The sequence below is a fragment of the Cohnella massiliensis genome, assembly GCF_900169535.1.
Taxonomy (GTDB): Bacteria; Bacillota; Bacilli; order Paenibacillales; family Paenibacillaceae; genus Cohnella; species Cohnella algarum.
The window spans coordinates 1827309-1842461 of the sequence record NZ_LT821259.1 but is presented as its reverse complement, the minus strand read 5'-3'; the positions used below and the strand labels follow the sequence as shown (position 1 = coordinate 1842461).

Here is a 15153-nt window from a genome sequence, read left to right as displayed (position 1 = left end):
CGGCGAAAAAGCCGATCTAGCCTTTGAGCGAGCCGATCATCATCCCTTTGACGAAATACTTTTGGATAAAAGGGTAAACGGCCAGCATCGGCACGATCGAAACGATCAATGTGGCGTACTGCACGCTCTCCGGCGTCAGCCTGGTCCCGTAATCCTCGGCGAGCGCTGCGTTGCCCTGCGCGGCAAGCTGTTCGGCGAGCGTGTTTTGCAAAACGATCTCCCTTAAAATAAGCTGCAGCGGGTATTTGTCGTAGCTGCGGAAGTAAAGCATGGCGGAAAAATAGGAGTTCCAGTGCGACACCGCGTAAAAAAGCGCGATCGTCGCGACGCCCGCCATCGACAAGGGCAGCACGATCCGCAGCAGCGACTGCCATTCGCCGCAGCCGTCCAGCTTCGCGGCCTCCTCCAGCTCCGCCGGGAAATGGCGGAAAAACGAGATCATAATGATCAGCCACCAGGAGCTGATGAGCGCGGGGACGGTGACCGCCCACACCGTGTTCATCATGCCGAGCGACTTGACGAGCAAAAACTGCGGAATGAGCCCGCCGGTGAAAAACATCGGCAGCACCGCCATCGTCATGAAAAACGGACGAAACAGCAAATCCCGCTTGGCAAGCGCATAGGCGGCCGCCGTCGTGAACGCGACGTTCATCGCCGTGCCGACGGCCGTAATGACGACCGAATTCAGAAACGCCTTCGGAATATGGGCGTTTTCGAACAGAATCGTCCGATACGCCTCCAGGCTGAACGAGGACGGCAGAAGGCCGACCTTTCCGCGCACGATCGCGTCGGGATCGCTGAACGACACGGCGGCGATATGCACGAGCGGCAGCAGCGTCGCGAGCAGCACGAGGATCATCGTCAGGTGCACGACGGCGTCGAGCACCTTCGAACCGAATCCGGCGTCTTTTACCATAGGCTTTCGTCCGCCACCTTTCGGGCAATGGCGTTCGCCGTGACCAGAAACGCGATGTTGACGGCGGCATTGAACAGATCGACCGCGGCGCCGAAGCTGAAATCGAGCTCGATCAAGCCGCGACGGTACACGTAAGTCGAAAAGACGTCGGCCGTTTCGTAGGTGAGCGAGTTATACATCAAAATGATTTTTTCCGCGCCGACGCTGAGCACCCCCGACATGTTCAAAATGAGCGTGATGACGACGACCGGCTTGATCGCGGGCAGCGTGATGTGCCACATTTGCCGAAGCCGCGACGCTCCGTCGATGACGGCCGACTCGTATTGCTCGGCGTCCACTTTGGAGAGCGCGGCCAGGTAGATGACCGCACCCATCCCCATCCCCGTCCAAATGCCGGAGCCGACGAACAAAAACCGAAACCATTCGGGCATCGCGAAAAAGTAGATCGGTTCCAGACCGAACCTGGCGAGCAGCTGGTTGACGATCCCCGTGCTCGGCGACAGCGCGACCTTCATCATGCCGACGACGGCGACGATGGACAGAAAATACGGCAGGTAGCTTACGGTTTGCACGAAGCTTTTGTAGAAACGGCGCTTCAGCTCGTTCAGCAGCAGCGCGAATAGAATCGGCACCGGAAACCCGAACAGCAGCGAATAAAAGCCGAGCAAAAACGTATTCCGCAGCAAGCGGCCGAAATGCGGGCCGCCGATAAACGCCCGAAAGTGGTCGAGTCCCAGCGGGCCGGCCCACGGCGAATGCAGGATGTTGGCGAGAAAGCTCTGGCCTTCCTGCAGGCGGAAGTTTTTGAACGCGATCAGCACTCCGTACATCGGGACGTATGAAAACAAAATGAAGTAAGCGACGGCCGGCAGCAGCAGAAGCAGCAGCAGCCTTTGCTTTTTCGCTTTGCGCGCGATTCCCGCGAAGCCGAACGCGTTCGGCGCCGTCCGGAGCGCGCGCGGCGGGGCGGTGGCGTTATTCAATCGATGTCGACCTCCTCCTTGACGGCAGCCGTGCGGCGGCATCTCCGCGGCGTCTGCTTCGAATGTAATAGGGCAGGCTGAAAACGGAAAGGCAAAATGACAGCGCTATCATTTCAACCTTAGCCCCGTTTCTTCTCCGCCGTAAAGGATCAGTTGTTTCAGGGCACGCTTTTTTTTGCCGCGGCCCTTGAAGCCGCGCGGCGCCTGGCTTTTTTCCGCTGTCCGGGCGGGCGGCCGGACCTTTGATCGCAGGCGCGCATTCGTTCGCGGACGGCCTTCCGCGGCGGCCCCGCCCGCCGGACCGGCCATCGCCCGGGCCGGTCATCCTTCGAGCCGGGCCTCCTGCGCTTTCCGGAACGCCGTCGGCTGCGTGCCGAACGCCCGCTTGAACGCCCGGCGAAACGATTTGTCGCTTCCGTAACCGACGCGGACGGCGATCTCCCGGATCGCCAGCTCCGAATCGCGCAGCAGCCCGCAAGCCTGTTCCAGGCGGAGCCGCTCCAAATAGTCCGAAAACGTAGCCCCCATCTGCTCCTTGAAAAAGGTCGACACGTAGCTTTCCGACTGCTTGAATTCGCCCGCCAGCTCGCTCAGGCTCAAATTGCTGTCGTTGCAGCGGGCGGCGATATAAGCTTTCATCCGTTCGAACGTTTCCCGGTAGCGCTCGTTTTTTTGGTTTTCCAGATGCTCGCACAGCCGGAAAAAGGTTTGTTTCAGCTGCGCGAAGGCGTCCTCCCGTCCGCCCGTTTCCCCGGCGACGCCGTCCGGCTCGGCCGCGATCGGTTCCAAGCCCGAGCGGAACCGGATTTGTTCGGACAGCTTTTCGAGCGTGCCGCGCATCTCCTGCAGCAGCTGTTTCTTGCGGATCGGACTGAGCCGGCGCAGTTGAAAATTTTGATGCTCGAAGTGCTCGAACAGGCGGGCGAGCGCCTCCGTATCCCCCGACCGGACCGTATGGATCAGCTTCGTTTCCAAATCGAGCGGATAGTAGTAATGGTTCGAGTTGCGGCTGAACGAGTCATAGCGGGTAAGCTGCTGCGGCAACCCGGGCTCCTGGTAATCCAGCGCCTGGCACGCCTCGTTCCAGGATCGCCACAGGTCCATCGGACCGGCGTACGTCCGGCCGACTCCGATCGACGTCGGCGCTTCGCATTCGTGCAGCAGCCGCTCTTGAACGTTCCGAAGCCGCTCCTCCCACCCGCGCAAAAACGCTTCCCTTCCTTCGCTGCCGGCCGTCACGATCAGGGCAAGCGTCTCGCCGCCCGGATCGTGAACGTAGGCGCCGCCCTCCAGCGCCTCCTCCAGCGCGGCGCGCGCTTTCCGCTTCGTTTCCGGCAGCGGCGCGACGGAATCGGCCCGTTCGTCCGCGGAAAATTCGCCGCCGCGAAGCTTGACGGCGACGGCGAGCGCCGTCCCCTCGCGGAGCTCGAGCTCGCTGCCGGCCAGCCGCGCGTTCAACTCGTCCCGGCTGTTGAATCCCGATTTCAGCAGCCGCTCGAAAAAAGCCTCCTGCAGCAGCGGGAGCTGGCGATTCATCCGCACGTTGAGCCGCTGGTGGCTGTTTTTCATTTGGCTGACGGCCGACTTCAGCATTTCCATTTCGTTCGGCTTCCGCCGCCGCTCCTTGTCCCTGGCCCCGAAATCCTTGATCGATTCCAAAAGCTCCACGATCGGCTTGCTGTTCCGGTACGCGAACAGAAGCGCGATCACGCAGCCGGCGCTTCCGGCCAGAAGCAGAACGACGAGATTGATCCGCTTGATGTAGTCCGCCTTGGACAGGACGGTTTCGGCCGGAACGCCCGCCGCGTACGTCCACCCGTTCGTCGCGGAACGCGTGTTGCTGACGAACATGTTTTGGCCGTTCATTTTAAGGAATTGATACCGCGCCCGGTCCTCCGCTTCGAAAGCCACCGGCCGAACGGGTCCGGTCCCCCGGCTTGCCGAGGCGATGAGCCGGTTTTCCTCGTCCACGATGTAGGCGAACGATCCGGGCTGAACAAGCAGCCGGCTGAACATGGAGGCGACCGTCTTCTCCTCCATGAGAATGACGACCGCGCCGTCGATGCGGCTGCTGTAGCCGGGCGGCAGCGCCCCTACGTACGCGATGTAATTGCCGTCCGCACGCAGGCCGGCCACGTTTTCCAGGCGCGCGTACCGGTTGACGTCCCCCTCCCGAAGCGTCCGTTCCAGCCACAACCCGAGCGGCTCGGCGCCGATCCGCATCGGGTGCTCGGCCGCGCGCTCCACGTAGTCTTTGGATACGACCGACCCGCTTTTTCGCATATAGACGAAAACGTCCGAAAAATATTTATTCGTCGACAGCTTGCTCAGCTCGTTTTTCAGCTGGGAAAAACGGTAAATCGTATCGGCAGACCATTCCGGCCCCGCGTTCGACATCAGCATGAGCATGTCGGTGTTGAGCGAGACGAGCGAAACGACGTCGCGAATCTCCAGCAGCAGCTGGTTCATGTTTTGCTCGCTTTGCTGAAGCACGGCCGCATTCAAGGTGACCGCGTCCTCCCGCAGCACTTCGATCGTTCTTTCGTAAGCGTACAACCCGATCGACAGCGGAATGACGAGGATGAAAAAATAGGAAAGCAAAAACTTGGCGAACACTCTCCCTTTCCCGATCGCCACGACCGGTTTCGCGTAGATCATCGGCCTATCCCCCCGTTTACCGAGCGCAAGCGAATGCGGCGGATTCGCGCAGCCTTCGTGCAATCGCTTACATTTTAATTCGCTCTAATCGTACCGTTCCCTCCCTCCGCGGTCAAGAGAACGGGCCGGACCGGCCGCGCGCCGAAACAAATGGGTGCCGGACAAAAAATTGTACCCTGGCCGCTTGCGGATTCGCCTCTTTGCGCGTGAGCGGGCCCATCGAACGAAAAACCGGCCCGGACGGCGGATTCGCTCCGCCGTTCGAGCCGGTCCTCTGCCGGCAGCCGCGCGATTCGTCCGATCGCCCGGACGGCTCTATTTTTTCAAAATGCCCAAATACGCCTGCCAGGGCCCGACGTCGGCCCGGTATCGTTCCGCCATCACCCGAACGATCTGCGCGATATGCGTCAAATCGTGAACGACCCACGCGGAGAGAAGCTCCCGCAGCTTCACGGGGCCGAACTCGGGATGCATGCCGGTTAATTCGAGTCGCAAACCGGGATCGGCCAGCGATTTGAGCTTGGCGATATTTTGCGCCCGAATCGCTTTCAGCTCCGCCAGTTTCTCCCCGATCGGCCGGTTGGCGTCTTCCTTCAAGTGGGCGAACCGGTCGAACGGAGGAAACGGCTTGCGATCCCCTTCCCTCACGATCCATTCCAGCCGCGGCATCCAGTTCGTTTTTTCCGCTTCGATCAGATGGCCGATCACTTCGGAGACGTTCCACGTTCCTACGCCTTCGTTGCACTCCAGCCAGCCGTCCGATAATCCGGACAAAAAAGCTTCAAGCGTCGGCGGCGTACGCTCCAGCACTTCGATCGCTTCTTCCGGCTTCATCGTCAAATTCATCGCGCCGCTCCTTTCATCCGGGAACATCAAAATCGCGGGCGTTCGGCGGCAACTGCCGGACGCGCTTCAAATAGGCGGTTACGCGCCGGTCGTCCTCCTCGGGATACTCGAAGCCCAGATCCCCCGCGACGTGGACCGCCGTCCGGCGAAACAGCTCGCCCGCGGCAAAGAGCGCGTTCCAGACGCTCTCGTAGCTGCCGTCCGCATAGGTGGCCATCAGTGTCCGCCAGCTGGGCTCGGGCAAATAGTTTTCCAAATATTTTCCGTTTTTGCCCGCGCTGACGGCGAATCCCGTTCCGATGCCCGCTTGCCATTCCAGCATTTTGATTAGCATCGGCCGGACGTAACGGTTCAAATGCTCCTGCGCGTACAGCATCTCTTTGCGCCATAAGCCTTTGGCCACATAGGTCGACACCCACCAAAACTCGTTGCAGCAATCGGCGAACCATTCGGCGGTCGGACGTTTGACCCAATAGTCTTCGTCGGTCGGAGCCGGAAGCTCGGGAAACCGTCCGTCCTTGTCGAGCAGCACTTTCATCAGCTTGTCTTCCTTGCAGTAGGCTTCGACCTCTTCGACGGGAATGAGCGTCAGGTCGATCCGGTTGCCGTCGGCGAACAGCATCAGGTAAGAAAACCGCGCGCCGAGCTCCGGGGGAAACATGCACATATCCTCGGGCATCTGCAAAATGATCCGCTCCCCGAAAACGTCGATCCAGCCGGGGTTCCGCAAGTAGGATTCCATCTCCGTCACGTGGTAGGAAATATCGTAGTCCTGGAAAAGGTCCCGGGGCGCGTTCGGGTTCGTCCGCGATCCTTCCATCGTCACGGCACGGACGCGCTCGTCGCTTTTGGCATAATCGAGGATCAGGTCCAGCATTTCGTTTTCCGTTCGCATTTTCGATTCAACCTCCGTTTTTATTTTTTCGGGCGTTAGAAGGCGATTCGGAGGTCCACGGATGCGAGCCGCAAAAACGAAGGTTCGGGCCCGGCGTTACAACTTGTTCCACTTTTTCTTCATGCGCGCTCTCCCCTTTCCCTTTCAGAATACAAGACTCCCGTCGGAAGCACAATGCATGCCGGGGAGCGATTGCGGCGCAAGCCGCGCGGCGGCATGTCATGGCCGCCGGACGCGAAGATTGCCTTTTCCCGGAAACGCATGTATAATGACAAAGCAAACAAACGTTCTCATTCATCTTTTAACAACATTGGTTCGTTTTTGGAGGCATTATGAAAGGTTCGACTCATCTCGCCGTCGGCGCCGGCATCGGACTCGCGGCATCGCTCGTCTACCCGTTCCGGCCGGAAGACGCCCTGCTTTACGTCGCCGTATCCGCGTTTTCCGCGCTTGCCGCCGATCTCGACGGCAACAACCTGCTGAGCGCCAAGCTCGGCAAAGCGACCGGCTTTATCCGCGAATGCGCCTTGTGGGGAGGGGCCGCGGCCGTCGGTTACTTTGCCTGGTCTTATTTCGCCTGGGGCGTCCTATATCCGAAGCCCGCGGCCGCCGCGGTCGCCGCGCTGCTCCTGGGCCTGCTGATGAAGCAGGGCTTCATGCGCAATCTGCTCGTCAGCCTGATCGGAGTCGGACTCGTCTATTCGGGATGGAACGATCAGCTATACGGGATGATGGGACTGGGCGTCTTCGTCGCCTGGGCGCCCTGGTTGAATCACCGGGGGCTGACGCACACCGTCTGGGCGGTCGTCGCCTGGGGCTTTATCGGGCGCGCCTTCGAGAACGAGCTGGGCATCCAGGGGCTGACCAACTTCGCGGTCGCGGGCTACGTTTCGCACTTGCTGCTGGATACGATGACGCCGAGCGGCGTCAAGCTGCTGTATCCGCTCACGAAGAAGACGTTCAAGGTTCCGTTTTGACGCCGACAAGCGCAGCTAGCCCTTTCGCTCCGAACAGCCGCCGGATTGCGGGTTTCCGGCGGTTTCGTTATGGCCGCTTTCGGCAGTGCGTTAAATCGTCACGCCTTTTCTGGTAGGATGTAGGAATAGAAGGCAAAGGCCGGTTTAATTACAAAAAATAGGTCTTGCCTTTAAGGAGGTAACATGAAAGATTGCCTATCACCGAAAGAAGAAGCGTCGCTTAAAGTGAAACGGTGGCCGAAAAACACCATAGCGGCGGGGCGTCGTCATACCGTCGGGCTTAAATCGGACGGCACTTTGGTGGCTGCGGGCAATAATGAATTTGGCCAATGCAATGTAAACGACTGGAGCGAAATGGCGGCGGTTGCGGCGGGTTGCGCTCATACGCTCGGCCTTAAATCAGACGGCACGGTAGCGGCTGCGGGCGACAATGAATTTGGCCAATGCGATGTCAGCGGCTGGCGCGGCATCCGGCTGCCCGGCAACTAGTTTTTCGACGCGCCGACCGTCCCGAGCAAAAAACGGCAGACCAAGGCGCAACGCCTCGATCTGCCGTATCTTTTTTTACTGCTCGCTTCGTTGGACGCCAAGTCCGATCGTCACGATCTCGCAACCGCCGACGGCGAGCTGCAGCTTGCCCGGCTTATCCGTCTCGAGCGGTTGGACGCGCTCCTCCAAAATATTGCTCTTGTAAGCTTCCGCAACCGGGATATTCGCGTTCAATTCAAGCGATTCCGCTTCGCCGCTCAGGTTGTACCAGCGCAGCATAACGTCTCCCGTCGCCTCGCTAAGCTTGAGCGAGGAAAACGCCAGCTTGTCGCCCGACCAGCGCAGCGGCTCGTACACAGGCGCGACGGCGCCTTCGTGCAACCCGGTTTGGCGAACCGTCCACGGCACCTGGAACTGGTATGCACGCTCGTATGCGCCGGAGGCGACGCCGTCCCCGTCGTGCGGAATGAGCATAAGCCGTGCCGTATGCTTGCCGAGGCATTGCGCCTCCGGCGTCGGGAACAGGCCCCAGTCGCCCAGCTCGCCGACCGAGCGCAGCAAGGTCACCGCGATCGTGTTGCGGCCGTCGCGCAAAACCTCGTATTCGTTCAGGCCGAGGTTGGCCACCGTAAGGCCGGCGCCGCTCTCCGCGACATCCGCGAACGCCTGCTGGTGCTGGGTATAACTCGGATTTTCCCACTCCGGCGCCGGAACGTTGTCCCGGACCGCCACCTCGAACATCGAGTCCGCGCGATGCAACGCCGCCGCAAGGTCCGTCGGAAACAGCATCCGGACGCGATGGTCCTTTGCGCGATTGTCGAAGGAGGATTCGATTTCCAGCCCCTTCGCCGACCGTTCGAGCGTAAGGACCGTGCGGATCGACAGCCGCACCGTCTCCTTCGAGCGGCCGCTTTTGCGGTGCGGATAGTACACCAGCTCCCGCTGCTCCGCCTCCAGCCGCTCGTCCGCCGAAGCCGGAATGTCCCAGTCGTGGACGATTTCAATGCGCGCGCGATATTCCGTATTTTCGACGACGGAAATGCGGGCCGGCAGCCCCTTCGTCGTTTGCGCCGGCACTCCGTCCGGCTGTTTGAACATGTACTCGTTGCCGATATCGCCGACATCCTCGTAAACGCCGAGATCGCGGAAGACGCGGCCCGTCGTTTTGTCGGTCAGCGCAAACGAGCCGTCGTCCGAAACTTCGGCTTTCAGGAAGCCGTTTTCGAGCACGCGTTCACCGGAAACGAGCGATGCCGGCGCCCCGGTTCCAGCGGCGGCCGATGAAGCGCCGGACGACGGACGCAGCCATGCGTACGTTTTCCAGCCGAGCGCGGGAACGTCGGCCGCCTCGAATGTGAGCGCCACCCGCCGGCAAAAATACGGCTGCCGGAACTTGTCGTCCGGCAAATCGTAGCCGAACTGCAAGCCGAGGTCCCGGACGGTGCAGGCGACCGCCGCGCCGTCCGCGTCCACAAGCGTCCGGCCGGACAGGTCGACCGCCTTCATGCGCTCGGCCGCTTCCTCGAGCGTATAGCCTTCGCGGAAGTACAGCCGCTCCGCGTCGAGCTCGATCGTGACGACGCCCGTGCGCGCCGTTCCCGTCGTATTGAACGCGACGACGGGCCGCGCCTCCGCGCCGAAGCGGGCGAAGCCGGACGTGTCGATCCGGTCCGCGATCGCGGAAGCGCTGGCGTCGGCAATGCTTTCCGCGACGTGGCGGCTTTTGTCGAAGCGGGTCACCATTTCGCGGTGCACCTCGTCGACGCTGCAGCCGCAAATGCTGTCGTGCGGATGGTTCTGCATCAGCGTTTTCCACGCGTACGTGAACAGGTGGTGCGGATAGCTCGCCCCGTGCAGGGACGCGATCGTCGCCAGCGGCTCCGCCACTTTTTCCAGCATCGCCTGGCCCAGCTGATTCATTTGCTTCAGATATACGCGCGCCGACGCGGTATTGACGAGCGTCCCCCAGCCGTCCGTGCGCTGGCTGCGCAGCTCTCCGTGCACCGAAGACAGCTCCCGGTCGATCGCGCCTTCGAGCGCCCGGACATAATCGGGAAAATTCGAATGAACGAATTCCACGTCCGGGTACAGCCGCTTCGCCGTTTCGATCGCCTCCGGCAGATCGAGCTGGATCGGCTGATGATCGCAGCCGTTCATGAACAGCAGCTCGCCGGTGGACGCGTACTTTTCCGCATCCGCCAGCTTGCGCTCCCAGTACGCTTTCGCTTCCGCCTCGTCCGCGGGCACCTCGTTGCCGTTCGAATACCAGTTCGCGAACAAAATGCCGAGCACCTTCGAGCCGTCCGGGCCGACCCACAGCAATTCGGAAAACGAAGACTCGTAGCCGCCGTCGGACACGGTGTTGTTGAAGCCCGTCGGCTTGACGCCGCGCCCGAAAAACACGTTGCCGATTCCCGCCTGCCGCATCAGCTGGGGCGTCTGTCCCGTCAGGCCGAACGTGTCCGGGTAATAGCCGATTTTGGCCGGCTGGCCGTAGCGCCGCGCGTCCTGGTGGCCGATCTGCATATTGCGGACGTTGGCTTCGCCGCTTGTCAGGAACGCATCCTGCAAAATGTACCACGGCCCGATAATGAGCCGCCCTTCGCGGATGTATGCCTCCAGCCGTTCCTTTTGCTCCGGACGAACCTGCAGGTAATCCTCCAAAATAATCGTCTGGCCGTCGAGATAAAAGCTCCGGTACCCCGGGTCCACGTCCAGCTTATCCAGCAGGACGTCGATCAGCTCGACGAGCCGGACGTGATGCTTCTCGTAGGGCAAGTACCACTCCCTGTCCCAGTGGGTGTGGGAGATGATGTGCGCCGTTTTTTTGGGGCTCATCTTGTCGTCTCCTTCCATGCGGTCAAAAATCGAACGTGCGAATTTCCACTTCTTCGGGGCGATAGACGGCGGTCACCCGGCCGGTCCGATCCGTCGCGAACAGCACCGAGCGTTCCTTCTCCAGCTTGAACGCATACGCGGCGCCGGCGTCCCGATCCCCGATTTCGATCTCGGCGTCCCAGGCGGCTTCGGATACGAAAACGAACAGATGGCCCTGCTCGAAACTCAGCTTCCGCCCGTAAACGCCCGGCTCGTCTCCGCCTTTGCGCCATTCGAGCGGCGCGGCGATTCCGGCCGCTTCGGCGGCGTGCCGGTACAGCTCGGCAACCGTTTCGGCCCGGTCGTTCAGCTCGACCGGCAGCGGGCACCAGATGAGCTTCCCGCTTCCGACGGCAACCTCCCGCAATTCGTCCGCGCCCGCGCCGCTTCCGTCCGCCGTCGGCCGCGTTTCCTTGACCAGCTCGGCGATCCGCCGGCGGCCGAACGAACCCGGCAGCCGCTTCCCGCCCAAGACGAGCCGCTCTCCCCGCGTCACGTTGCCGGCCTCGGCCGCGCCGAGCAGGCCGTCCAGCCGCGCGGAATCCCGCCAGTACGCGTCCAGCCCGAGCGGCCCGGTCGCGAGCAGCGTCGCTCCGGTTTCGCCGACGATGCGCAGCAGCTTCGCGAGCGCTTCGTCGTCCATATTATGCGGACTGGGCAAGACGATGAGCTTGGCCGGATTTGCGGCCAGATCGTCCAGATGATATTCGGAAGCGCCGCGGAACGGCAGCCTCAGCTCGTATGCGAGCGAGCGCGTCGCCCGCGTCGTGGCATCGTAAGCAAGCTTGCGGTTGGAAAAGTCGTTCGAATACGGGAAGACGACCGCGATCTCCTCCAGCTTGCGGCCCGCGAACAGCGGGCGGATGCCGCCCATGAACCGGCCGAAATCGTACGAAACGTCCGCCTCCGGCTTTTCCGTTCCGTCCGCGCGCAGCGCGCCGATATGCGACTCGTTCGCATTGTCCATATAAAAATTCGTGTTCCAGATCCATTGAATCGCCCCGGAGCCGCCCGTCGCGAACGCATAGGCGTATTTGCGCTCCAGCAAATTGCGCAGCTCCGCTTCCGTTCGCTTGGCCCGACCGTCCGGCTTTTCCACGTACATGATGCCGGTTTCCTGCACGAGATTCGGCTTGTCCGCCGTCTTCGCGAAAATGCCGTCCCACAGCAGATCGTCGTTCAGCCACCAGGTGTGGACCGTCGTATAGTCGACCGCTTCCCCGTAGAAAAACGGAGACGGACGCTGGGCTCCGAGCGCTTCGTCCTGGCCGACGGTCACCAGGTGGTCGGGGCAGAGCTCCCGAATCGCGCCGCGCAGTTCCGACGCCCACCGGTTGTGCATGTCCATCGAGAACAGGCAGTAATCGAGCCAGCGGGTGCCTTTTTTGCCGGAATGGATGTCCTGCACGCTGAAGTTGATCTCTTCGGCCTCCGGCGGTACGGCCGACGCGAAATCCGGAAGCTGCTCCGGCGTCATGTTCCATTTTTCCTGCAGCGCCGCAATCGAACCGTGCCGCCTCTCAAGCCATTCGCCGAACGCCTTGCGCTCGAACGGATCCCGCGCCGAACGTGGACCGTCGGAGAAAATACGCGGCGGATCGAACATCGACGGCTCGTTGATCAAATCCCAGTCGACGTGCGTCGTGGCCGCGTGGCGCGAGACGATCGAACGGATAAACCGCTTTTGCGCCTCGACGCTGCGCGGGTCTAGATACGGATTCGTTCCTTCCCACGTCTCCGGCGTAAACGAGAAAAACGTAAACGTTACGTGCAGCTCGTGCCTCGCCGCGGTCAGCAGGAACGCATCGATCGCGCGCAGCGCTTCCTCGGAGGCGTGGCCGTCGGCCAGCATGATGTGGCGGTAAGCCGTCCAGATGCCGGTGCGGATCCAGTTGATGCCCGCTTTTTTCATTTGCGCCATGTCCCGGTCCCAGACGTCCGCGTTCGGAAGCTGCAAAAATTTGCGCGCCACGTCGCTCGTCATGTACGTCATGCCCACGACCGGCAGCGGAACCCCGTCCTGGACGAAATAATCGCGCCCGGCCTGGATCGGCTTCCCTTGCGCCAGCAGCGCGGCGTCGTGTCCCCAGAACGCCTGGCGCAGAACGCGGCGTTCGCCGGACGGCGACGTCGCCTCGCACGCGACGCGGTAAAGACCGGCCCCGATCTCGAACGGCAGAGTCAGACGGATGAAGTTCAACTCGCCGGTGACGTCCGCTTCAAGGCTCTGCGTCCATTCCGGTTCGGCGGCTCCTTCGCGCCGCACCGTCAGCTCGAAGCGCCACGTCTCCCGCTCCGCGCGCGGAAGCGGTCCGCCCAGCCGCTGCGTTTGCAGCGTCAGCGCGGCGCGCTCGCCCGCCGAATAGGACGCGTAGTTGGGCTTCAGCCACAGCTCCGTCGCGCCGCGGGCCGCGAACGCCGTCCACCGCTTGAGCGCCTTGACGCTTTCCGCCCCCGCCGGAAGCGGCTGGCCGACGAACAGCCAGCGGCTTCCCTTGAAGGGGCCGCCGACGTTTTCCCAGAGGACGGCCGGAGCCGAACGCTCGCGCCCGTCCGCGGAAATGCCTTTCAGCAGCGGATAAATCCGGGTGTCCATCGGGCCTCCCGAGCCCATCTGGTCGGGGTGGTCGCTGCTTTTTGTCACGTGCGGCACCAGGTTCCACGCTTCCTTGAGCGGCACCAGCCCCTCGTCGCCCCGCAGCAGCGGAATGCACTCGCTCGAGACGCAGGTTGCGACGATTTCCCCGTCAACTCGCAGCGCTTCGTGAATATGCAGCTGCTGATGGTAGCCGGTTTGCTCGGGTTCCGCGATCCACCGTCCCTCTTGCAGACGGACCGGGCGCTTGAACGGCGCGCCCCCTACGCTGACGAGGCCGCCGCCGCGCCGAGCAAAGCCCAGAATCGATGGCCAGGCGTCCTTCGGAAAAAACGGAGCGTGCAGGTTGACGAAAACGCCGCCCTCCCCGAGAGCGTCAAGCGCCTGCGCCAGTTCGCCCGCGGCGACGACGCTGCCGAATTCGCCGAGCTGCACGGCTTCGGCCTCCGTCCAGGCGCCGCTTGACGGAAAGCCGGGATCGAACAAAATAACGACGCGGGCCGGCAAACTCGATACGACGGATTCAAGGCTCATAGCAAACCGTCCTTCATCGCTTTATACACGAGCTGCGAGAACAGGCTGTTGGACCAGGCGAACCACGAGCGGGTAAACACGTTCGGATCGTCGGCGTGGAACCCTTCGTGCATGAAGCCGGTATCCGCGTCGGTCGCCTCCAGCATCGCGATCATCTCCAGCTTTTCCTCGGCTGTCGTCGCCGTCAGCCCCTGCATCGACAGCGCCATATGCCAAATGTAGTCCGGCGGCGTATGGGGGCTTCCGATGCCTTTTGCGGCCGCGCCTTCGTAATAGAACGGATTTTCCTTGCTCAGGGCGAAGCGGCGCGTATTTTGATAGATCGGATCGTCCGCGGACACGTATCCGAGGTACGGAATGGACATCAGCCCCGGCGTGCCGGCGTCGTCCATCAGGCAGTAATTGCCGTAGCCGTCGGTTTCGTACGCGTAGATCGGGCCGAATTCGGGATGCCGGTAAATGCCGTACAGCCGGATCCCGTGGTCGATGTCCTGCTCCAGCTCCTTCAGCTCGCGAAGGAATTCAAGATCGCGGAACACCCACTCGGCAAACTCCTGCATATGGCGCAAGGCGACGACCGCGAACATGTTGCCCGGAATGTTGTAGTGGAAATCGCACGCGTCGTCGCTCGAACGGAAGCCCGACCACACCATTCCCGTATAGTTGACCGGCATGCCGAGCCCGTTGTTGCGCAGCGAGTCGGTCGGAATGCCGTTGTTGCGGGTAAAACGGTACGGCGACAGCTCGAAGTGCCGCTGCTCGGTTTTAAACAGCTCGTAAATCGTGCGCATCGCGGCTTTGAAGCCGGCGTCGAAAATGTCCGTGCGCTCCGTTTCCTTCCAATATAAGTAGGCAAGCCGCATCGAGAAGCAGAGCGAGTCGATTTCGAACTTGCGCTCCCACACCCACGGCGACATTTCGGTTTCGTCCGTCGTATTCCAGTGCCAGTCGTTGGCCGATTCGTTGAACGCATTCGCGTACGGATCGATTTGAATGTAGGCGACATGCCGCTTGATCAGGCCGGCGATAATGCGCTGCAAATCCGGATCGTTCTTGGCCAAAGGCACGTAATGAACGACCTGCTCGACCGAATCGCGCAGCCACGAGGCCGGAATATCGCCGGTGATGACGAACGTCGTGCCGTCGTCCAGCAGCTTCGTCGTCGTTTCCAGCGTGTTCGGGAAGCAGTTTTTGAACAGCTTCAGCAGTTTGGGCCGATGCGCCAGTTTTTCTTCGGCTTCGGCGAGCACCGCCTGTACCGCTTGCGGCAGCTCGAGCTTGGGGATCGGAATTTTCGGGAGTCTGAATTGTTCCATGTTCGGGTAGGCTCCTTTATCGTTTCGTTCTGTTCCGCGCCGGGACAAGCGGCCGCCCCTCCTCGG

At 61.6% G+C, this 15153-nt stretch carries 9 protein-coding genes and 1 pseudogene; 2 read left to right on the top strand and 8 right to left on the bottom strand.

Going from position 1 to position 15153, the window contains the following annotated elements; translation table 11 throughout:
* Positions 1-16 precede the first annotated feature (16 nt).
* The 5 genes from B7E11_RS22345 to B7E11_RS22320 form a co-directional block, all read right to left on the bottom strand.
* Entirely contained in the window at positions 17-916 is a 900-nt protein-coding gene (locus B7E11_RS22345; protein ID WP_080839018.1) for a carbohydrate ABC transporter permease, read from the bottom strand.
* Positions 910-1899, bottom strand: a complete 990-nt coding sequence (locus tag B7E11_RS22340) for an ABC transporter permease (protein ID WP_240353395.1) — start codon at positions 1897-1899, stop codon at positions 910-912. Before B7E11_RS22340 ends, B7E11_RS22345 begins: the two co-directional genes overlap by 7 nt.
* A 321-nt stretch (positions 1900-2220) precedes the next feature.
* Positions 2221-4557 carry a helix-turn-helix domain-containing protein gene (locus tag B7E11_RS22330; protein WP_080839011.1) on the bottom strand — a complete coding sequence of 779 codons (2337 nt, stop codon included), beginning with the start codon at positions 4555-4557 and terminating at the stop codon, positions 2221-2223.
* Positions 4558-4872: 315 nt separating this feature from the next.
* Positions 4873-5403, bottom strand: a complete 531-nt coding sequence (locus B7E11_RS22325) for a DinB family protein (RefSeq protein WP_080839009.1) — start codon at positions 5401-5403, stop codon at positions 4873-4875.
* 13 nt (positions 5404-5416) lie between these two features.
* The gene (locus tag B7E11_RS22320; protein ID WP_080839007.1) at positions 5417-6298 is read right to left on the bottom strand and encodes an aminoglycoside 6-adenylyltransferase; all 882 of its coding nucleotides are present in this window, start codon (positions 6296-6298) and stop codon (positions 5417-5419) included.
* A 332-nt stretch (positions 6299-6630) separates the two neighbouring features.
* Between B7E11_RS22320 and B7E11_RS22315 the strand changes: the two genes are divergently transcribed.
* Both B7E11_RS22315 and B7E11_RS22310 read left to right on the top strand, forming a co-directional pair.
* A complete protein-coding gene (locus B7E11_RS22315; protein ID WP_080839004.1) occupies positions 6631-7275 on the top strand; it encodes a metal-dependent hydrolase in 645 nt (214 codons plus the stop codon).
* Between the two features lie 249 nt (positions 7276-7524).
* Positions 7525-7764: pseudogene (locus tag B7E11_RS22310) on the top strand (chromosome condensation regulator); the annotation flags it as partial.
* 75 nt (positions 7765-7839) lie between these two features.
* On the opposite strand, the gene B7E11_RS22305 reads toward B7E11_RS22310, so the two are convergent.
* The 3 genes from B7E11_RS22305 to B7E11_RS22295 are packed head-to-tail and all read right to left on the bottom strand — an operon-like array spanning position 7840 to position 15087.
* The gene (locus B7E11_RS22305; protein WP_080838999.1) at positions 7840-10602 is read right to left on the bottom strand and encodes an alpha-mannosidase; all 2763 of its coding nucleotides are present in this window, start codon (positions 10600-10602) and stop codon (positions 7840-7842) included.
* A gap of 22 nt (positions 10603-10624) precedes the next feature.
* Complete coding sequence (locus B7E11_RS22300; protein ID WP_080838997.1) at positions 10625-13771, bottom strand: alpha-amylase family protein; 3147 nt, start codon at positions 13769-13771, stop codon at positions 10625-10627.
* The gene (locus B7E11_RS22295; protein ID WP_080840938.1) at positions 13768-15087 is read right to left on the bottom strand and encodes a glycoside hydrolase family 125 protein; all 1320 of its coding nucleotides are present in this window, start codon (positions 15085-15087) and stop codon (positions 13768-13770) included. The genes B7E11_RS22300 and B7E11_RS22295 overlap by 4 nt, the downstream gene beginning before the upstream one ends.
* Positions 15088-15153 lie beyond the last annotated feature (66 nt).